This is a genomic window from Cytobacillus sp. IB215665 (genome assembly GCF_033963835.1).
In the GTDB taxonomy this organism is placed as follows: Bacteria; Bacillota; Bacilli; order Bacillales; family SM2101; genus Nanhaiella.
Map to the genome: position 1 here is coordinate 82,772 of NZ_JAXBME010000016.1, position 21,297 is coordinate 104,068.

Annotated in this window: 20 protein-coding genes and 1 pseudogene; 9 read left to right on the top strand and 12 right to left on the bottom strand. The window is 33.2% G+C overall.

Annotated features, from left to right (window positions below; translation table 11 throughout):
* The first annotated feature begins 105 nt into the window (after positions 1–105).
* Positions 106–1,239 (top strand): alpha/beta fold hydrolase, encoded by a 1,134-nt coding sequence (locus SLH52_RS17515; protein ID WP_320210562.1) that lies wholly within the window; start codon positions 106–108, stop codon positions 1,237–1,239.
* Positions 1,240–1,486: 247 nt separating this feature from the next.
* Here SLH52_RS17515 and SLH52_RS17520 read toward each other — a convergent pair whose 3' ends face one another.
* Positions 1,487–1,708, bottom strand: a complete 222-nt coding sequence (locus SLH52_RS17520; RefSeq protein WP_320210563.1) for a hypothetical protein — start codon at positions 1,706–1,708, stop codon at positions 1,487–1,489.
* A 420-nt stretch (positions 1,709–2,128) separates the two neighbouring features.
* Positions 2,129–2,722 (bottom strand): dienelactone hydrolase family protein, encoded by a 594-nt coding sequence (locus SLH52_RS17525; RefSeq protein ID WP_320210564.1) that lies wholly within the window; start codon positions 2,720–2,722, stop codon positions 2,129–2,131.
* 606 nt (positions 2,723–3,328) lie between these two features.
* Here SLH52_RS17525 and SLH52_RS17530 point away from each other — a divergent pair.
* Positions 3,329–4,978 carry a M20/M25/M40 family metallo-hydrolase gene (locus SLH52_RS17530; RefSeq protein WP_320210565.1) on the top strand — a complete coding sequence of 550 codons (1,650 nt, stop codon included), beginning with the start codon at positions 3,329–3,331 and terminating at the stop codon, positions 4,976–4,978.
* A 227-nt stretch (positions 4,979–5,205) separates the two neighbouring features.
* Complete coding sequence (gene rarD / locus SLH52_RS17535; RefSeq protein WP_320210566.1) at positions 5,206–6,117, top strand: EamA family transporter RarD; 912 nt, start codon at positions 5,206–5,208, stop codon at positions 6,115–6,117.
* A gap of 306 nt (positions 6,118–6,423) precedes the next feature.
* Here the strand turns inward: rarD and SLH52_RS17540 are convergent, their stop codons facing one another.
* The 6 genes from SLH52_RS17540 to sigY form a co-directional block, all read right to left on the bottom strand.
* Positions 6,424–6,708, bottom strand: a complete 285-nt coding sequence (locus tag SLH52_RS17540) for a hypothetical protein (protein WP_320210567.1) — start codon at positions 6,706–6,708, stop codon at positions 6,424–6,426.
* Between the two features lie 495 nt (positions 6,709–7,203).
* Positions 7,204–8,001: an ABC transporter permease subunit gene (locus tag SLH52_RS17545; protein ID WP_320210568.1), complete on the bottom strand. Its 798-nt coding sequence runs from the start codon at positions 7,999–8,001 to the stop codon at positions 7,204–7,206.
* A 13-nt stretch (positions 8,002–8,014) separates the two neighbouring features.
* Complete coding sequence (locus tag SLH52_RS17550) at positions 8,015–8,890, bottom strand: ABC transporter ATP-binding protein (RefSeq protein WP_320210569.1); 876 nt, start codon at positions 8,888–8,890, stop codon at positions 8,015–8,017.
* A gap of 34 nt (positions 8,891–8,924) precedes the next feature.
* A complete protein-coding gene (locus SLH52_RS17555; protein WP_320210570.1) occupies positions 8,925–9,143 on the bottom strand; it encodes a sigma-Y antisigma factor component in 219 nt (72 codons plus the stop codon).
* Positions 9,140–9,481, bottom strand: a complete 342-nt coding sequence (locus SLH52_RS17560) for a YxlC family protein (RefSeq protein ID WP_320210571.1) — start codon at positions 9,479–9,481, stop codon at positions 9,140–9,142. The genes SLH52_RS17555 and SLH52_RS17560 overlap by 4 nt, the downstream gene beginning before the upstream one ends.
* A complete protein-coding gene (gene sigY, locus SLH52_RS17565; protein ID WP_320210572.1) occupies positions 9,435–9,998 on the bottom strand; it encodes an RNA polymerase sigma factor SigY in 564 nt (187 codons plus the stop codon). Before sigY ends, SLH52_RS17560 begins: the two co-directional genes overlap by 47 nt.
* 370 nt (positions 9,999–10,368) lie before the next feature.
* On the opposite strand from sigY, the gene SLH52_RS17570 reads away from it, so the two are divergent.
* Positions 10,369–11,805 carry an NAD(P)/FAD-dependent oxidoreductase gene (locus SLH52_RS17570; RefSeq protein ID WP_320210573.1) on the top strand — a complete coding sequence of 479 codons (1,437 nt, stop codon included), beginning with the start codon at positions 10,369–10,371 and terminating at the stop codon, positions 11,803–11,805.
* Positions 11,806–11,925: 120 nt separating this feature from the next.
* Here SLH52_RS17570 and SLH52_RS17575 read toward each other — a convergent pair whose 3' ends face one another.
* Complete coding sequence (locus tag SLH52_RS17575) at positions 11,926–12,846, bottom strand: DMT family transporter (RefSeq protein ID WP_413785558.1); 921 nt, start codon at positions 12,844–12,846, stop codon at positions 11,926–11,928.
* Positions 12,847–13,178: 332 nt separating this feature from the next.
* On the opposite strand from SLH52_RS17575, the gene SLH52_RS17580 reads away from it, so the two are divergent.
* A complete protein-coding gene (locus tag SLH52_RS17580) occupies positions 13,179–13,379 on the top strand; it encodes a cold-inducible protein YdjO-related protein (RefSeq protein ID WP_320210574.1) in 201 nt (66 codons plus the stop codon).
* A 258-nt stretch (positions 13,380–13,637) separates the two neighbouring features.
* On the opposite strand, the gene SLH52_RS17585 is transcribed toward SLH52_RS17580, so the two are convergent.
* The gene (locus SLH52_RS17585) at positions 13,638–13,799 is read right to left on the bottom strand and encodes an LPXTG cell wall anchor domain-containing protein (RefSeq protein ID WP_320210575.1); all 162 of its coding nucleotides are present in this window, start codon (positions 13,797–13,799) and stop codon (positions 13,638–13,640) included.
* A gap of 341 nt (positions 13,800–14,140) precedes the next feature.
* Here SLH52_RS17585 and SLH52_RS17590 point away from each other — a divergent pair, with 341 nt between their 5' ends.
* The 3 genes from SLH52_RS17590 (at position 14,141) to SLH52_RS17600 (ending at position 18,224) form a co-directional block, all read left to right on the top strand.
* Positions 14,141–14,578, top strand: a complete 438-nt coding sequence (locus tag SLH52_RS17590) for a MarR family transcriptional regulator (RefSeq protein ID WP_320210576.1) — start codon at positions 14,141–14,143, stop codon at positions 14,576–14,578.
* 184 nt (positions 14,579–14,762) lie between these two features.
* Positions 14,763–16,139, top strand: coding sequence for an MATE family efflux transporter (locus SLH52_RS17595; RefSeq protein WP_320210577.1), 1,377 nt, complete (start codon positions 14,763–14,765; stop codon positions 16,137–16,139).
* A 399-nt stretch (positions 16,140–16,538) separates the two neighbouring features.
* The gene (locus tag SLH52_RS17600; RefSeq protein ID WP_320210578.1) at positions 16,539–18,224 is read left to right on the top strand and encodes a HAMP domain-containing methyl-accepting chemotaxis protein; all 1,686 of its coding nucleotides are present in this window, start codon (positions 16,539–16,541) and stop codon (positions 18,222–18,224) included.
* Positions 18,225–18,560: 336 nt separating this feature from the next.
* Here SLH52_RS17600 and SLH52_RS17605 read toward each other — a convergent pair.
* Both SLH52_RS17605 and SLH52_RS17610 read right to left on the bottom strand, forming a co-directional pair.
* Positions 18,561–19,206, bottom strand: a pseudogene (locus tag SLH52_RS17605) (MOSC domain-containing protein).
* A 288-nt stretch (positions 19,207–19,494) separates the two neighbouring features.
* Positions 19,495–20,310 carry a VOC family protein gene (locus SLH52_RS17610; RefSeq protein WP_320210580.1) on the bottom strand — a complete coding sequence of 272 codons (816 nt, stop codon included), beginning with the start codon at positions 20,308–20,310 and terminating at the stop codon, positions 19,495–19,497.
* A 365-nt stretch (positions 20,311–20,675) separates the two neighbouring features.
* On the opposite strand from SLH52_RS17610, the gene SLH52_RS17615 reads away from it, so the two are divergent.
* Positions 20,676–20,945, top strand: coding sequence for a DnaJ family domain-containing protein (locus tag SLH52_RS17615; protein WP_320210581.1), 270 nt, complete (start codon positions 20,676–20,678; stop codon positions 20,943–20,945).
* Positions 20,946–21,297 lie beyond the last annotated feature (352 nt).

The following is a 21,297-nucleotide window of genomic DNA, read 5'->3' on the forward strand; positions in this document are numbered from 1 at the left end:
AAGATAAATAAATGCTACATCTGTGCATCGATGAAGTTATAATTCCTTTCTGCCTTCAATTAGTTTTCAAAATAACAAGCTTAATTTGAAAAGGAGAGTTATTACATGGCTCAATTTGATTATCCTGTAGGATACCATGATTTTCATAAAACAAAAATTATAGACTATCAAATGAATCGCTGGTATTCAATGGGATACACACGAAAAGAAGACATGGTAGATGCAGCAAGCAGAATAAAAAAGTTAGAAGATTGGAAAAAGGAAATGATAAGGCAGGCTGAAAAAGCTATTGATGAAAAACGCATAATGAATGGCACATTTTATTACAGGGCTGCAGAATTTTTTACTCATCCGAATGACCCAGATAAGTTAAGTCTTTATGATACATTCATTGAAATGTTTTATAATGACCTGTTTGTTGAACATGATATTGAACGTTATAACATACCATACGAAAATGTATTCTTACCTGCGATGAGACTACCTTCTAACAATAAAAATGCCAGAGGAACGATTGTCATTCATGGAGGATTTGATTCCTTTATGGAAGAGCTATACTCCATGGCAAACTATTTTGTACATTTAAACTATGATGTCATTTTATTTGAAGGTCCAGGGCAAGGTGGTGCCTTAAAAAAATCTGACTTAGCACTTAGTTATGAGTGGGAAAAACCAACGAAAGCAGTTCTAGATTACTTTCAGTTAAATAACGTAACCTTATTAGGTGTGTCCATGGGTGGCTGGCTCTGTTTTAGAGCAGCTGCGCATGAGCAGAGAATTAAACGAGTTATAGCTCTTAGTATAGCCTACGACTACATGAAAATTCCCCCACCTATAATTGAGAAATTTGCTTTATGGCTTTTCAAACACCCTAAATTAATGTATTGGATGGCTGATGTAAAAATGAAGATGATGCCGCAAGAGAAATGGGGAACAGATAATTTAATGTACATTACTAAAACTGATACTCCGTTAGATGGTGGCATGGCATTATTAGAATTCAATGCTGAACATTTAAAATCAGAACACGTTACACAAGATGTATTAATATTAACAGGGTCAGAAGATCATTTTATACCGTTGAAGATGCACGATATTCAAGTAAAAGCTCTAACGAATGCAAAGTCTATAACTGAAAGAGTCTTCACTAGAGATGATCATGCTCATAATCACTGTCAGGTTGGAAATTTTGGCCTTGCTCTTAGTGTCATGGCAAATTGGTTAAATGAAAAAGTATAACAAATTAAAAGGATTATAGATATATAGATAAACCTAAGCTGCTGAAGAAAACCCCAATAACTAATATAAATCAGTTAGGGGGTTTTTATTTAGACTGTTTTCCTATTCGTTGTTGTTTTTCGTATTAAGATGTAGACACGTATCACTAGAGGTCGTGGGCATTTTTTCTTCTGTACAACGATGACTAAATATAAAATCACATTGATGGGATTTTATTTAAACATACAGTTAATTAAAGCAGTTTTATTTATTCTCCCCCTCCCCCTCCGCTGTCACCACTGCCCCCACTGTCTCCGTTACCGTAATCAGATGAAAATAAACCTACACCATTTCCATCGTCGTTACTACTAGTGGATGAACTTGTCCGATGATGAATACGATGTTTTGTTCTGTTAGCATTTCCAGTACTAAAAGCAGTAATTGAGATAATAATAACTAATAAGATAAACCCAAGTATCATAAATTCCATATAAATCCCCCCACATTTAGTTATATATAATATACGAATAAAAACAGTATGAAGTTTCATGAATTTGGAAAAAAGTGCAGCTTGAAACAGCAAAATTTTAACATTTCTACCTAGTTCAGATATTTCTAATAGCTGGTTTCACATTAGTTGTTGCATTTTATAATAGCTGTTTTCGTATAAAATGATATATGTCGTACTAAAATTTAACACGTATAAAACTAGTATTCAGGGCATACTTCTTCTATAAAACGTCACCTTTATCTTCTGTTTTAGGAACTATTTGAACAAAGTTTACGAAAAGAGCCTTATAATAAGAGCTAAACATGTTCGGCACCTTATCTTCTTTATAGACTATAAAAATCATATAACACACAAATGTAAGTGAAAAAATACAACATAGTTTACAAAGAACCCATCCTATCAACTACATATAAATCGTAATAATTCGTTAAATGAATATTCAGCACATAATTCACAATAGTGCTCTGAGTTGATATCACTAAAACCATGATTTGCTCTATATTTTTTAATGGTGATTTTTTCTTTATCCTTTAGCTTAGTAATTAATTGATCAACATTAAATGATTTTTCATTCTCTGGGAAAATTAGTAGTGTGGGACAAGTTGGAATCATGTCAAGATAATCCCTTATCCTTGAGCCGTAATAACTAATAGCTCCATCGCAATTCTGGTCTTCACTGCATAGCCATGCGACGGTCCCACCTACACTATATCCAAGAATAAAGATTTTACTGTATTCCTTCCTGTATTTTTTTAAAAGTTCCTTAACGTATGTAGTTGCTAGATCAAATCCGACTTTATTAACAAAATGGTGATAAGCCAATTTCTCCTCATCGTAATGAAATGCATTGTTTTCACTATACAAATTGGGACAAATCACATCAAAGCCTTTATTTGATAGTTCTTTACATATATGTTTCATATGCCTATTTAAACCGTAAATTTCATGAACAATGATCACTAATTTATCTGAATTATTTTTGTAAGAAATCATTTACTTTACCCCTAATAATTATTGATCTTATTTCTTCAATTCATTGATTTTAATAATTGTTGCTCGTACATGGAATACGTAACAATTAATGCAGAGGGTATTATTTTCTTTATAACGATGACAACAACCGTATAACCTACTTGTTATTGTTGTCAGTTGTTAACAATAGTAAATAAAATGTTCGATCAGAACCATTTCTACAACATATATACTTCTCATTTGTTCGGATCTGTCAATTAGGAGAAGTTTTCAATTGAATTATTATTGAATGCATTTTCTATAATGTGTTCATTTTATTCACATTATTGTAACTTTGATAATAATTAAATAATAGTCTATTCATTTGTTAATTTTTCTAGTAGAATAATTAACAAATTTAATTAAGCTCATTAAGTAAACTCTGTTGCAGTGTTTACTAAAAATGTACAGTATAATGAGTTTATTTGAAAGCTCAATAATTTTAAAAGTAGAAAAGATGCAACGATCGTTAGATAAATATGTGCTTGTATTTAAGAACAATATGAACAAACAATGCGAAAAATCCTCGAGTTATTTAAGGATTTATTATAAATAACTTTTTTATAAAGTATGTGGAGGGATAATCATATGAGTAATAAATGGCAATCAAAGCAGCAATTCATAGATCTTATTTGCCAGCTTGTAAGTATTCCTAGTGTCACTGGTTCACAAGCAGAAACATGGTTACCACAATTTGTAATCTCCGAACTCGAGTCACTACCCTATTTTCAAAATCACCAAGATCAAATATCATTATATGCAACAGACGATGGACGTTTTTTTGCGACAGCGCTAGTTAAAAAGTCTGACAAATGTAAAAAAACCATCATCCTCCTTAGCCACTTTGACGTCGTTGACGTTGCTGATTACGGCAACCTCCATCACCTTGCCTTTGATGCGAAAAAGTTAACAGCATATTTCTATAAACACAAACTTGAGATGCCAAAAGAAGTAAGAGATGATTTAGATACTGGAGATTGGTTATTCGGAAGAGGTACGATGGATATGAAATGTGGCCTTGCTATGCACATGCAAATGATTGAGTTAGCATGCAACGGAGAATTTGATGGAAATATTTTATTGCTAACAGTTCCTGATGAGGAAGTGAATTCTGTAGGTATGAGATCTGCTATACCTACCCTTCTCGAAATAGCTAATACTCACAAATTAACATATACTGCTGTACTCAATTCGGAACCGATGTTTTCACGCTTTCCAGGCGATCAAACAAAATATCTTTATACCGGAACAATTGGCAAAGTTTTGCCCGGTTTTTTTTGTTATGGAAAAGAAACACATGTTGGTGAGCCATTTTCAGGGCTAAATGCCAATTACATGGTTTCAATCATAAACGATGAATTAGAGTTAAATACAACTCTTTGTGAAAAAATAAATAATGAAGTAACCCCACCACCAACTGCCCTTATTCAACATGACCTACAAAAAGAATACTCTGTTCAAGTAACAAATAAAGCTGTGACACTCTTTAATGTATTTATGTTTAAAAAACCATTGAATATACTAACAGACGAATTAAAGAAAATTACCAATACAGCTGCCTTACGTATCCAACAGTCATTTGTTGATAGTGCTAGCAGCTTTGCAGCATTAACAAATTCTGAAACACCATCCTTACATGTAAAAGTTTATACGTATGAAGGGCTCGTTAAATACGCGAAAGAAAGGTACGGAAGTGAAAGAATTGAAGCATTGCATCAAGAAATATTCGAACAGCATAACCAAAATCTAGATGATCGAGAGCTTACTATTAGTTTAGTTGATCAACTCTCTTCTTTGTGTAAACATTTATCTCCGATGATCGTACTCTTTTTTGCTCCACCCTTTTATCCAGCTGTCTATTCTCATGAACATCCAATGATTCAACAAGTTATGTCAGACATCAATATCCATGCTAACAACATACACAACATATTATTTCAACAAGTGCTTTTTTTTAATGGTATATCCGATTTAAGCTATGTCGGACTCCAACATTCACCATCTTCCATTCAACCATTAATTGCTAATTTCCCACTTTGGGATCATGGATATTCATTGCCAATTGAAGATTTAAAGCGTTTAGATATACCTGTTTTAAATGTTGGACCAATAGGACGAGATGCTCATAAATGGACAGAGCGACTAAATATTAATGATACTTGTGACACCATGCTCGAGTTGTTCCCATACTGCATCCAAAGATTATTTGATTACTCGAAATCTGATCAAGGTTGTTAAATGTATTCTTTCCTCAGTTCTGATCTACTGAAAAGTCTTCAAACAAATCAACTAGATATACACGTCATTCCAACAAGGTTACTCGATCGTGTTCATGTCGTTTAATTTTCTGGAATATTTTATAGCAGAACAATATCATAGCTATAAATCGAAGAATTGTTTTATTGCACATTTCACTGTTGTTGACTACAATAGAAAATATTCTTAAGTGAAATGAGTGATATACTTTGAAGCAAACTAAGGTTGGAATATCTTATACAATTATTGCGTATGTGCTTTGGGGAATACTTCCATTATATTGGAAAATGATTGAGCATGTTCCTGCTAGTGAGATACTCGCTCACAGAATTATTTGGTCCTTTATATTTGTTTTATCAATTATTATTTTTAAAAATAAATTTATGAATTTAAAAAAAGAGTTAAGTTCATTAGTAAATCGACCGAAGAAATTGGCAGCCGTATTTCTTGCAGGGATTTTAGTAAGTGGAAACTGGTTTATATACATTTGGGCGGTAAATACCGACCACCTTGTTGAGGCTAGTTTGGGCTATTATATTAATCCCCTTTTAAGTGTATTACTCGGTGTACTCGTCTTACGGGAAAAATTAACAAAATGGCAGATTATATCTGTTCTCTTTGCAGGGATAGGTGTAGGAATATTAACTTTGCAATATGGAAAGGTCCCTTGGATTGCATTATCATTGGCACTATCCTTTGCCCTATATGGATTAGCTAAAAAATTAGTTAAACTGGACTCACTGTTCGGTCTCGCAATAGAGACCTCTATCGTTACTCCAATTGCTTTCATTTATCTTGGAACGATACAAGCACAAGGCACAGGCATGATCTTGTCGAGTTCTTTCAGCACAGTGTTATTATTAATTGGAAGTGGAGTAGCAACAGCGATACCATTAATATGCTTTGCAGAGGGAGTTAAACGCATTCCGTTATCAATGAATGGTTTTTTTCAATACTTAGCTCCTACAATAAGTTTATTAATTGGGGTATTTATCTTTAAAGAAGAATTTACAAAAGTTCACCTAGCAAGCTTTACGTCTATTTGGTGCGGTCTTGTTATTTATACAGCTTCAAATTTACATCTTGGTAAACAAACAGAGAAGAAAACTCTACGTGCGTGAACAATAATTCAAGGCTTTTTCCGCAAAGCTTTAATGCTATTATAACTAGCTGAATCTTCATGCCACTCTATTTTTCATGACCTCGAAAGAGAGTTGCTTTCGTGTTTATGTCTAAGAAAAACAATCATCATTGCAAAACTGCGAATATAACAGCTGACAAATAGAAACAGGTAATTGAATATTCTCACCTGTTTCTATTGCTAGATAATTAGCTTACAAGCTTAATATGTACTGACGGTTTTACATATTTAACTTTATTCAGCCATGGACGAAGTTGGCATCAGTGTTTTTTCCATGTGAATTAATTCATTGAATGTAATATCTGTAATCAAAATGGTACCAATTATAAATATCATAGCCTCGCCACCAAAAAAATCCTAAGATCACACATAAAAATATCACATTAAATATGATACCTTTTCTATTACCCTCTTTAAAATTCTGTATTATTTTCTCAACTCCATCAATTAAGAACCATCCCCCCATAGAAAGAACTCCTAAAAACGGCCTGCCAAATCCTAACTCGACACTACCAAAAACTAGTAAAGCTACTTTCAAAATCCTATATATTTGTTTTAGTATTTTAGTCAATCTATTTTCAACTCCATTACTTACATTTTTTGCTTTATAAAGGTTTTGTCGCTTAACATTATTCGTAATAAAATTTGGCTCTTCTCTTAAACTTTGTTGCTATTGTTATTAAAAATCAATAACCTTAAAACTAGAAAAGATATGAACACTAAATGTATACATGCTCTTCTCTCAGAAAGAAAAGTAACAATCCATGCGAAAACAGGCTTTACTTACAATAATATCATAGTCTATTCATTTTTTTTTAATGGTATTTTATTACACAATAGTGTTTTTCATAAATTTAGTTGCCCTTCTACAACAAACGAACGGCGTTATTTTGGATTAATAAGATATTTTGGAAGAAAAAGTGTTACGAACCGTATTTGAAACGTGTTTACTTCTTAGCACGAGAAACAACTGTTATTGCGAAATGCAAGCTAAACAAAAAACCATTACTCCTCAATTATGAGGGTAACGGTTTTTAAATGATTCTACTTTTTTAAAAATATATGGTTACGAGGCAATATCTTTTTTTCGATAGACAGTAAATGCCCCCAAGAAACTCACTGTTATGATTAAGAGCATAATTATCAAGTACAGAGGTTTTATCGTGTTATCAATCATGATTGAGGCGGAATCAACATATTCGAACGGCGTAAAATATTTTATTGCGTCAAATTTATTTGAAATGCCGGATATGATATCTAAAAAGTATGAAATTAATACAATACCTAGCGATATAGAGATTATATTTCTCGATTTTTTCATCACACTAGATATGAAGAATGCAATTGCTGCAAACGTTAAATGTAGTAGAAAAGGTGCTATGGTGATTAGAAAAAATGTCTTTGATTCTATAGGCTCATCACCTGCTATCGTAAAACCAATGTATGTGATTAACGACAATGCTATATTAAAGACTATTAAAGATAATAACACAGCGCATAATTTTTGTCCTACAATCTCTGTTCGAGTTAGCGGTTTAGAAAGTAAAAATTCTGCTGTCTTCTCACTTTCTTCTTTAACGAGAATACTAGAAGCAAGTAGGACCGCGTATATACTTCCGAACAATGTTGTAAACAAATAGCCTTCAATAGCATAAAATCCAAGAACCGTATGCAAGCTAAATTGATCCATGTTAAATGCCTGTAGCATAGCTTCTGGGTAAGCATTTAACAATTGATCTAATGTTTCTTGCTGCTCCGCAAAAGAAGGGTACATACTTAACATCATTATCATTAACCCTCCGAGAACTGCTATCCAAATCCATAATGCTTTCTGTGCTTTTACAAACTCCCTTTTGAATAACATTGCTTTTCTCCCCTTAATTCTCATAATAGTGCATGAACACTTCCTCTAATGAAGGTTCCTCAATGTTAATATCTGTTAATTGGAAATTGTATAACTGTTTAATTAGCGCAGTTGCGTTACCACTATATAAAAAATGCATTTCATCACCAATTACTTCTTGATTAATAACACCCTCTAAGTCCAAGCCTTGTGGCGGTTGTTCAGAGAACTGAATTGAGACCTTTTTAAATTGATTATGGCGGAGCTGTTCAATCTGTTCTACTTTCAATACCCTTCCCTCTTTAATAATTCCTACTCTATCACACATTTTTTGTACTTCACCTAAATAATGTGAAGAGAAAAAGATGGTTGTTCCATCATTCCTCAATTCATGAAGTAAATCAAAGAACGTTTGTTGAATTAATGGATCTAATCCACTTGTAGGTTCATCTAAAATTAATAGTTTAGGTTGATGAAGAAGAGCTTGGATGATTCCTACTTTTTTTCTATTCCCAAATGACAAATCTTCGACCTTTCTCGTTAAATCTAAATCTAACCTTTCCGCTAATTCATTAATTTTAGCTGTAGCATCTAGTTTATAAAATTTCGAAGAATATTGAAGTAGATCTTTGGCTTTCATATCATCGTAGTAATGTACCTCTGAAGGAAGGTAACCAATTATTTTACGAATTTCTTTCGTATCTTTTACTACATCCATTCCGAAAACAGTAGCGCTTCCTTTAGTAGGATATATTAAGTTTAATAATGTACGGATGGTTGTACTTTTGCCTGCGCCGTTAGGTCCAATAAATCCAAATATTTCTCCTTCTTCTACTTCTAAGGTAACATTTTCAATTCCTCGATTTTTACCAAAAAACTTCGTTAAATTATCCATCTGAATAGCATTCACGGTATTCCCCTCTTTCTATTAATGAAGAAATACTTCATTTTTTGTGCTTATTATTTCTCCTATTAAAATAGTATCCACCTCTTCTCACAAATAGCACATAAAATAACGATGGCATAGGGGCTTGTATTAACCCAATGATTCCCCACAACCAATAGTTATAGCCATGTTTTCTAGCGTCAAAAAATAACAAGGTACTTTGAGTAATTAGTATGATGGCTACAATTGGTATAACAACTAATTCTTCGCTAGTCATCCATCAGCCACCTGCTTCTCTTTTGTAAAATAAACGATAATTGGAAGGATGGCAGTGACAACAAGTTGTAATGCAACAAAAATTGCTGGCGATTTAGTTAATATCACAATTAATCCGGAGCCTACGGTCAAGGTTATCAAAATGTATATGAGTAAATCTCGTATAAACCTCTTTCTCAAAGCTAATTTATCCGCTACTATTTTTTGTTCAAGCCAATTTAAATCTGGTGTTTCGATTGAGAACTGATTATCGATACTTGCTAAGCCTTTATTAACCTCTTCCACAGTGCTCTTATAGCTTTTTTTGTCGTCTATGTGTGTTAATTTGTTTTTCGTCACTAATTTTCAACTCCCTTCTAATCTTATCTATTCCATAATGAATACGTGATTTAGCCGTACCTACTGATATATTAAGCATTTTTGATATTTCTTCATACGTATATCCATAATAATGCTTTAGTACAATGGGGATCCGGTAATTACTAGATAATTGTCCCAATACTTGATTAACATCGGTCCAATCCTCATTTTGGGTTTCAAACTGCCATTTCATTTCTCGCAAAGCTTGCATTTGTTCAAGCCATTTTTTTTCACGTTTGTTCTTTCTACATTGATCTATATAAACATTTGTAGCGATAGAAATAAGCCACGAAGAAAAAGCCGACTTCCCATTGTATAACCTTATTTTTTCAATGCATTTTGTCATCGTTTCTTGAGCAAGTTCCTCTGCCAAATTGTAATTCATAGTGACTTTTATTAAATACTTTACTAAAAAGGGATAATGATCTTGAAATAATATTGCAAAAGCTCTTGAATCTCCTCCCTTTGCTTTCTCTATCAGTTCTTGTTCCTGCATACCCACCCTCCTTCATGGGAACCCAATCACCAAAGCCTTCGAATCAATAATAATACGCTACACATATTAGATTCGTTCAAAAAATCTTACATAAATTCGTTATCATCTTGAAAAATATATTGAGATGGTAGTGAAATATAATGATTATTCACTGCCTAAACATATTATAAACGAATCTTTAGCCTAGTATTAAAACGATTAAAGTACTCTTGAAATAATTTATATTTTTTACGAACATTTTAATTTAATCACTTTAATATTATTCGTGATTTGATTGACATCCATTTAAATTATTGTTATATTATCCTCTGGTTAGAGTAAAAAAATAATATTTATAAATTCACAATATAAAGTCAATGGAGGATTTCTCATGAATTTTGATTATGATGTAATTATTGTCGGTGCAGGACCAGCTGGTATTTTTACTAGTTATGAAATTTCCTTAAAAATGCCACATGCCAATGTCCTATTAATAGATAAAGGTCACGATATATACAGTAGACATTGTCCAATTCTAGAGAAAAAGATCCAAAAATGCCCTCCACCAGCTGGAAAAAAAGATTTCTCTGGTTGTTTACCAGCATGTTCAATAACAAACGGTTTCGGTGGAGCAGGAGCATACTCTGATGGAAAATTTAATATTACAAGTGAATTTGGCGGATGGATGACAGATTACCTGCCTAATTCTGAAGTAGTTGATCTTATAAAATATGTTGATCAAATTAACTTACAACACGGAGCTACAGAAACAATTACAGACCCCTTAACTTCAAAAGTTCGCGACATTGAAAAAAGAGGTTATGCAGCAGGCTTAAAATTATTACGTGCACAAGTTCGTCACCTTGGAACAGAACAGAATCTTCAAATACTACAAAGTATTTATGAATACTTAAAAAGAAAAATAGAGATGAAATTTAAAACTGAAGTTACCGATATCATTACTGAAAGGGTTGATGGTCATCATACCGTTAAGGGAATCGAACTTACGAACGGTGAAATTATAACATCTAAAAAAGTCGTTATTGTTCCTGGACGTGACGGTTCTGCGTGGCTATCAAATATATTTAGAAAACGACGACTTAACATGATAAATAACCAAGTAGATATCGGTGTTCGGGTAGAGACATCAGATATAGTGATGGAGGAAATTAATACACATTTATATGAGGGTAAATTTGTATTCAATTCTTCTGTAGGTACAACGGTTCGGACGTTTTGTAGTAATCCATCTGGTCATGTTGTTGTCGAAAACCATTCTGGGATCATGTTAGCTAACGGACATTCGTACAAAGATCCTAATCTAGGAAGTAGTAATACTAACTTCGCTTTACTCGTATCACATAAATTTGCTGAACCATTCGATCAACCAAATGAGTTTGCTCACGAAGTATCTAGATTAGCAAACCGTTTATCAAACGGTGGGATTATCGTTCAAAAGTATGGTGATATATTAAAAGGTCGCCGTTCAACTGAAAAAAGAATGAAGGAAGGGTTTTTAGAACCAACTTTAAAAGAAGCAGTACCTGGGGATTTAGGCCTTGTATTACCTTATAACACGATGAAAAGTTTAATAGAGATGACAGAAGCACTTAACCATGTAACTCCTGGTCTTGCATCTGAACATACACTTTTTTACGGAGTTGAAGCAAAGTTTTATTCTGCACGACCGAATCTTAATAATAAGTTTGAATCTGAAATAGATGGACTTTATGTTGGTGGTGATGGGGCTGGTATCACTCGTGGTCTTGCTCAAGCTGGTGCATGTGGTGTATGGATCGCCCGTGATATTATAGAAGCAATTAAATAGTTCAGTAGTTAAATAGTATCATGTACTACTTTCCTAAAAACCACATGGGCATCCATATAACTCATGTGGTTTTCCTCGCTTGGAATTATTCGTCTTTTTTATGTTCAACAACCAATTTTGTTATGATGCTGCAGACTCATCCACCTTTGTAGATCGTTTATTTTGTGACAACATTAAAGTAATCGCCATGCCTATAAATGTGAGCACAATGCCAATCATTTGTAATAAGCTAGGTCGAAAACCTGTAATTATTGTATCGAGTAGAATGGCTACAATTGGATCTAAAAATACTAACGCTGATATTAAACCAGCAGAAAGATGTCTCACGCTTCCAAAGAACAAAAAATAGACAACACCTGTATGGAGAGATCCGATGAGTGTGACAGCAATCCAATTACTTGTGTCTAACCCCACGAACGCATCAAAATTAATAAAAGGTAATAACAAAACTGCACCGAGTGTTGTTTGAATGACAGTCACTGCATATGAACTTAATTGGCGAATGTTTTTGCTTAATAGTGTAAGAAAAGCATATAGCACCGCTGCTAAAAATGCCCAAATGAGACCAGATGAGAGCAATTGGTTAAATGGTGTATTAGTTCCTAAACCCGAAACGAGCATTGTCCCTAGAAAACAGACACTTATCGTTATAACAGTCACTACTGTTAACTTCTCTTTATAAAAAAGACTACCAAGTAGTAAAACAATCACCGGGGCTAAATAATAAATTGATACAGCAACGGTGACAGACATCATTTCGAATGCTTTAAAAAGAAACACCCAATTTAATACTAATATAAGGCCACAAAAAATAATTTGTTTTACTTCATGTTTGTTCCACTTTTCCGAAGCGAATTTTCCTGTTAATAACCAAAATACGCCTAAAAAGAATGAAGCAAAAACACATCTCACAAAAACTAATTCAAACGCATGAAGTCCAGTTTTTGCAGCTACAAATCCAATAGATCCGAAAATACTCATAGCTACAATCATGCCAACCATAGCTGCCGATTTCTTTGATGTTGAGATCTTTGTCTTCACTAATATTACCCTCCTTGTTGTTCAGACATTAGTTTATTTCTATTGGAAATGTACTTTATACTGTTACTAACAATAAATATTAATTATAAATAATTTCAAAAGCATTGTAAAATTTGCAAAATAATAAAAATTAAAGTAATGTACAAGTATTAATTATAATATCAATTACTTCAAGGTTAATTACTTGTTTATTTTTCATGAATGTTTTATCAAAAATTGCATATATTAAATTTTGGACGAATTGTTTTTAGAAAGTAAGTCGTTTCCTGAACAAATGGAGCTATCCAAAATCGGATGGCTTCTCTTGTTACATCACTTAGGAGGTTGATTGGATGGTATTTGGCAAAAAGGTTATCAAAGAAATCGAAACAGAAGAAACAAAAATATGGGTATGCTCATCTGAGTTGTGTAATTGTTGGGTGAGAGATAATTTTAGAAGTAAAGACCAAACTACTTGCCCAGCTTGTAATAGTGAGATGGAGATGGCATTTAAAGAGTTGGAAATCGTTCACAATAACTCCATTATTTCATAACCTCAATAATATTATCTATCAACGAACCATTAACCATTAACAAACCATTTCTATAAGCATAGTTTGTTATATTCAGAAGCTCAATAACGATCCGTGCCATCATCAGGTGTACTAATATGACAATGATGGCATGGGATCGATTGAAGCATGAACTTGTCTTGTCCAAGAACTCACACAAAGTCAATTAAGCCACTAACCTCCTGTTAGAAAAACTACACTTTCATAGGTAGCAACCTACAACCCTCTGTACATTTCACTTTAAATTCTCCCATGAAATTCAGCAATTTTTTCTTTCATTTCAAGTCTTTTACTCTCGATTTTTTTAATTTTACGCAGAGATACCAATGATATTATAGAAAGAAGCAAAAATCCTATATAAGTGATACTATGATTTTGCTGAATAATATTTGTCTTCATCAATTCCATTTCCTCCCCAAGCTTTATGTTGAACACTATTCACATTGATACATTATTTTTATTAAAAATCAATACTTAGCCCAAAGTGCTTGCATAATCTATTCTCAGTTGCACGTAAATCCACCGTGACGTTCAAAAAACAGCTTTCCACTTATGTATTAATAAATATTCATCCACCTACTATTTTTTCCACTTTATTATAACATCTACTTTACGACTAATAATTATTTTTCGTATCCTAAATAATTTTATAATACCGTACTAATATTTTCCTAAACATTCTTATTGCATTGCGACATAATTAGGTGTATATTTTATTATATAATATTTAGGAGGCTAACTAAATGGATGATTATCTCAACCATGTTGGTTTCAACTTAAAAGTAGTTGCTAGAACACTTACAAATATACAGAATAACAAATTAGAGCAGCACGGAGTAACGATCGCACAATACCGCGTTCTTTATCATCTAAAAGAAAAGGAGGGTTTATCACAGTCAGAACTCCTTGATGCTTTGCAAATTAAACCTTCCTCATTGACAGGGTTAATTGAACAGCTTGAGAATAAAGAACTTGTGACAAGAAAATGTGACAGTAAAGACGGCCGGTTAAAGAGGCTTTATTTAACTAATCATGGGTCCGAAAAGATTGAAAAGCTATGGAATATCATTGTCGATTTAGAAAATGAGCTTACAAGTGGATTTTCACCTGAAGAAAAGGCCCTATTGTTATCCTGGTTAAAGAAGTTGAAAAAAAATACTTGCAAAGAAGCAAATGAATAAAGATAGTATAGACTGTGACTCCCCTCTTCGAGATCATCTACCAACTATCCATATCTGACTAGTTCATTAACATTAACCACATTGGTTAATGTTAATTATGTTATTGTCACTTTAAGGATGATGGTTGGGAAAAAGTATTAACAAAAAGTTAGGAAGCTAATAAATTACAAATGGGGGAATATGTATGAATAATAGAAGTGAAATATTAGGTACCGAACCAATACCCAAACTATTGTCTAAGTTATCCATCCCTGCAATGATCGGCATGTTAGTTATGTCGCTTTATAACGTTGTTGATACAATTTTTATTGCTAAAGGTGTAGGAACGCTTGGAGTTGCTGGTGTATCAATAGCCTTTCCTTTGCAATTAATATTGTCGTCAATTGCTGCTGCCATTGGTATAGGTGGTTCGGCAGTCATATCAATCAAACTTGGGCAAAAGAAGCAAGAAGAAGCTAATCATGTTTTTGGTAATTTTCTTGCTCTATTACTCGGCTTAAACTTCATAGCAATTATTCTTGGCCTTTTATTTCTAGAACCGTTACTACGACTTTTCGGTGCAACAGATTCCATCCTTCCTTATGCAATGGATTATTTAAGCATTATTTTATTTGGAATGATCTTTTTTGCATTTGCCATGTCTTCGAACAATATTGTACGCGCAGAAGGTAACGCAAAAACAGCCATGATAACAATGATTGTTTCATCGATTATTAATATTATCCTTGATCCTATATTTATTTTCACATTAAATATGGGTGTCAAAGGTGCTGCAATCGCTACTATTATTTCACAAGTTGTAGCAGCGTTATATATATTTAATTATTTCTTTATAAAAAAGAAAAGTAGCTTGAGTATTTCATTTAAACATCTCAAATTAAAACTATCATATATTAAATCCATTATAACTATCGGTTCTTCTGCTTTCATTAGACAAATTGCAGGTAGTATTATGTTTGTTGCAGTAAATAGGATGTTAATCATTTACGGTGGTGAGCTTGGAGTAGCCGTATTCGGAATGATTCATAAGGTAATGGCTCTATCTGTCATGCCGATGTTCGGAGTTATTCAAGGCTTGCAACCTATTGTTGGCTTTAACCATGGTGCAAAACAACCTGAACGTGTGAACGATACAGTAATGTTATCCATTAAAGTAACAACAATAATTTCAGCTGCGGTATTCGTAATTGTTCTAGTATTTGCAAAACCATTAATTTCAATATTCACTTCTGATGTTCAGGCAATTACGATGGGCGAACACGCGCTCAGAATCATATTTGCACTTATGGTCACAGTTGGTTTCCAAATGGTTATTGGAGGCGTTTATCAAGCACTCGGGAAAGCTAAACCGGCATTCATTCTATCAATGGCTCGCCAAGTATTATTTTTAATCCCACTAGTTTTATTATTACCTCGTCTGTTTGGGTTAACAGGCGTGTGGCTTGCTTTCCCGCTCGCTGATTTATTTGCATTTATCATAACTTTCGCCTATGCATGGAAAGATCGTATAATTACTTGGAAGAAACAAACACAAAATAGCAATGCAAATGCCTCCGCATAGTATAAATTAACAGATGACTTGCTATTGTCATAATGTTCTTTTTTAAAATAATGACACTAGCGTATATCCAGCCGATGCTGATAATAAATACTACTTTTTCTACGAACATAGTATATTTATATAGTAAAAAAGATTGATCAGTATATCGATCAATCTTTTTTAGGTTCTTTTCACGAAGATTCTTTACACAGAACGATTATTGGACAATAAATACATACCCACCTACTTTGTTAGAAATACTATAAGATTTCACAAAAATGATCTTGATTTACAGCTATACATGCATTAATATGGAAATGCTTGAAGAAAATACAGGTTGCTTTGTTAACTCCACTATGTATTTAGCAACTACATAATAACCAAATGTTAACGTTACCACTTTTAGAAAGGGAGACACGGATGAAAATTAAAACAAAGCTGTTACTTTCATATTCATCTTTAATAATAATCCTCATTATACTGGGGAGTTATGCCATTGTTAATATTGCTCATATTAACGAAAACGGCAAAAATATAGTAGATGAAAGACTAGTACCTACCTCTTCAATTGGTAGAATTGCACAGTATGCCAGTAACACACGAATTCAAATGCTACAAGCTTTAGTCAATGAAGATAGCTCAATGACGGCAAAGGCAAAAAATAGTATGGATACCGTTGATCAAATGCTATTATACTATAGGGAAAATTCAATGACTGCTGATGAAAAAGAAATTTTTCAACAATTAGAAGATGACTGGGAGCTATTTAAAGAGCGAGTCACGACAAATATCGAGTTTATTTTGCAAGGTCAATATGAAAAGGCCCGTGATGGCATTGCATTAGGTGGTGATCAATTCGACAAAGTTGAGGATAAGATTGGAAAGCTCATGAAGCTTAATATAGATCTTGCAAATGACCTATCATTACAAAACAATAAAATATACCAATCTACAAAAACGTTATTATTGATTGGTCTAGTCTTAGCAATAATCATATCCTTTGTTATCGCATTAATTGCAGGAAGGAAAATTACTAATCCTTTAAAAACGATAAGTATGCGCGTAAGTCAAATTGCCGATGGAGAATTAACGGGTGAACCCATCAAAATAAAGACTAAAGATGAATTATCTTTGTTAGGAAATGATATAAATACGATGCAAGATAATTTAAGAGTGTTAGTTAATAATGCTGCTGAAGCAGGAGATCAACTCGCAGCAGCCGCTGAGGAACTAAGTGCAAGCACAGGACAAAGTTCACTGGCTACAGAACAAATGGCAACACTCACTCAGCATTCAGCTGAACGTGTTGAGCAACAACTACAAGGTATTAATGATATTTCATCAACAATTAAGAAGGTATCTGACAATACATTAGAAATAGCACTTAATAGTAGTGACATGGTAGAAATCTCTAAAAAAGCAACTGCAGCTTCTGAAAATGGCTCTATTATTGTTACAAAAGTCGTTGAACAAATGAAAATGATCACTGATATCGTAACTGACAGCACAAGTCAAATATTTCAACTTGATCAAAAATCTAATAAGATTAGTAATATTATTGATATTATCACCGATATATCAGAACAGACTAACTTGCTTGCCTTAAACGCTGCAATCGAGGCGGCAAGAGCAGGAGAAAATGGTAAAAGCTTTGCTGTTGTTGCAGATGAAGTAAGGAAACTAGCAGAAGAAACAAAGCATTCCGCATCACAAATTGCTTCTGTATTACATGAGATTCAAAATGAAACAAGAAGTTCTGTAAAACATATGAGTGAAGGTACTGACAAGGTAAATGAAGGCATTACGTTAACTGAAGAAGTAAATGTCGTATTCAGTAATATATCTCAATTAATCTCTGACGTTGCTACGAAAGTAGACGAGGTTATGGGTTCTATTCAAATGATGGCTGAAGCAAATGAACAATTAGTATCTAGCTCAAAATCTGTAGAAGAAATGGCACATTCATCTGTTTTAGCAAACCAAGAAAGTTCTGCAGCTTCTGAAGAGCAATTAGCTACTACAGAAGAAATCACGAGTTCCGCAGAAGCCTTATCTGCCCTTGCAGATACATTGCATAATCAAATATTAAAGTTTAAAACATCTTAAAAACATCGCACGTGTAGTTAACTATTCTTCGATGTAACGGTTGTAATGACATTAATTTTGCTTATCACCTATTAAAAAACTGAATAAGCTACAATTATAAAAAGCGTGTTTGAATGAAGATTGTTCAAAGCACGCTTTTTATGTTTTCTTTTTTCCATATTCTATTATCGTGCCGGTTGCTTCATAATACGATTTATTGTGTCAAAACTTGCTTATGCATATGATAATAGAGATCAATCACTAACAAGCTATCTTTCACTACTGTTATTTCTAAATAACGTTTAACCCATGGGTGAGATGTGATTAAATGAGTAAACAAAGGTATGTATTATATGGTTAAGTGAGATTTTTTAATAATTTTCCAACCTTATCTTTCCAGGCATCTGCTAGGTCTGAACATTTTAAAATTTCCTCTATAGCATTTTTATTCTTCTTATCATGAAATAAAACTTGGTTAGCAGACCATATTGACACGTTATTTTGTACACGCTCGATCAATTTGATCCCCGAGTTACAGTTCACAGCACCTTCCTTAAGGACTTTAAAGAAATAACCAGTATACCCTGTTTCTACAAACCTAGATAGTAGAGAATCAATTTCGTTGAACTTCGAAATCGTATTACAAGGAATTCTGCCCTGTGAAACTTGAACAATTGCATCTCCAAGAGCAAATATATCTCCTATAAAAATATCTTTCTCAAGCATATTCCTTACTGTTATATTTTCGCCAAATGCTGGTGGTTCAATAGATTTATTAAATTCTTTTTCAAACTGTAAGTAATGCTCATATGGATAAACACAAACAGCTCTATCTGGTCCACCATGATACTTTTGATTAGCTACTCCATCACCTACAAACCCCTCTGTTGTTAAAAAGGCTTCCTCAATGATCTTTTTCCCTATACCTGAATCTTCCGATTTTCCATTCCAAACATAACTTCTTGGGTTGTCCAATACTTATAGAAACTATGTTTCTTTCCATGTCAATCACCTCAATTTTCCATCAACGTTTTTATTCTAGCTGTTATTGTAAATATGTTCAACTTTTTCCTTTTATGATCAATTGATTCATATAATAATGTTAGTAAAATTGAACATCGGCAAATTAAGTGACAACCCTATCCAAAGCTCATCTGTAGAAGTGTGGACAAACTCAACAAACGGCTGTCACCAATTTATAAGATGAAATGATAACGGTGAACATATTAATTGTTAAGAACGGTAACATACATAATATATGAAACCTGATTCGTTCTTATTTTTTTCCTGATTACATCATGCGATACGACCAAACGTTAATACGATTGCCATCTGGGTCGAAAAAATGGAAGCCTCCCCAACCTTCCAATGGATTCCCTGCTATTTCTGATAATTCCATATGCTGATCTTTGAGTCTATTATATGTTTCATAAAATTTATCCGGTCTAATATCAAAATATGTACGTACTGCAGGATTCCCTCTAACTGGTTCATCAATTTTTTCTAGAAAAATATTATCCATTAATGATTGTTGATGAACGTTGAAATCATACGCATCTTCCGTTTGAAGATGAGCATATCCTTTCTCTCGGTCTTCAATGACCTTCAAGAAACCTAGATGAGTCGTATACCAATCAACAGCTTTGCTTATATCAGTTACACCGATTCTTGCATTGATCTCACCAAACCCTAGTAGTCTAGCATCAGGGTAATTATCCTTCTCTGAAGGGTTTTCAAAAACTGTAAATCGAGCATTTTCAAATCCATAAAAATCAAATGTTTTCAAACCATTTACTAATGTGACCTGTTTTGAGTAAGTAATGTTATGCTGTTCAAAATAGTTAAGTGTATTTTCGATACTGCCAATTTCAAAACACAACCTTACATTACCTTCTTCCCCAGTTTCATTTATGAAATGGTCTATATCGGAATCAAATGATTTTACCGTAACTACTCCTAGTCTAGGCATTTTCAAAAAGGCTTTTTTTCCCAGTGGTGTCTGAACCTGATCTAGACACTCCCATCCCATATGTGTTGTATACCATTCTACTCCTTCATCAAATCGCTCCCACGAAACCATGATGAAGCCTCCATCCCAACGAAACATAACCAATCACACTCCTTAACAATAATTTCTATACATATATCCTAAACCTTAAAGTGGGTTTAATGTCAATATTTTTTAATAATTTCTTTTAAAAAAACGCTTTCATAACATTCTTTGCTATAGTCCTAAACTAGAAAATAAAGATATCTTTTCACTACAGGCATCTTTTTATAGTGTACAAGGATACCAAGAACGGTAGATGTACATATTTTAGTAAGAAAATACCTACAACAAAAAAGAAACTCCTTTTATGCAGAAGTTCCTATTTAAAATTACAGTTTTTTTCGTAAACTTTGTTCTGCTAGTACCGAGTAAATTCAGCTAATTAATCTTATAAAATCTTCGTTGGTACAAAAACTATATTTATGCCCTTGAAAGGTAAACCAATATCTAAAGAGTATTTAGAAATGGACACATATCAACGCTTTCAAAAAATAGCAAAGGATGCGGGATATCTACCTACTTGGTTAAAATTACAAAAAGAAATCTCTCAATTAGTACATTCTTGTAAAACAGAACAGGATGTCATAGTCATTAACGAGAAAATTAGTATACATAACACAATATGTCCTAGCCCTATGCAAAAAAATCAAATAAACCTGGATGAATTAGAAAAAGCCAAAATAATTTGGTGATTTTCTGTATCCTTGTTTAACAATCACTCGAGAAACCCACTGTTTTTCCGTAAGTTATCAGCTTGTCCCTTTAGGGGTGGAAGTGTCAAAGTGTTATTTAGAAGTTAGTTACTTGGAAAGTAGTTATGAAACACAATAGAAATTCAGTCGAATAAGTCGTCTATTAAGGATATTTTCTCTAAATAACAGAAAAAGGGCAAGCTGTATGGATGCTAGTACAAGAAGTATATCAAGGTCATTAATTTAATATATAATAATTGATTTTTAGGAGAGAAAAGCCATATGGACACCTATTTATATGTAATGACTATGGTATGTTTTATGTGTGTGATGATAGAAGTAGATACCAGTA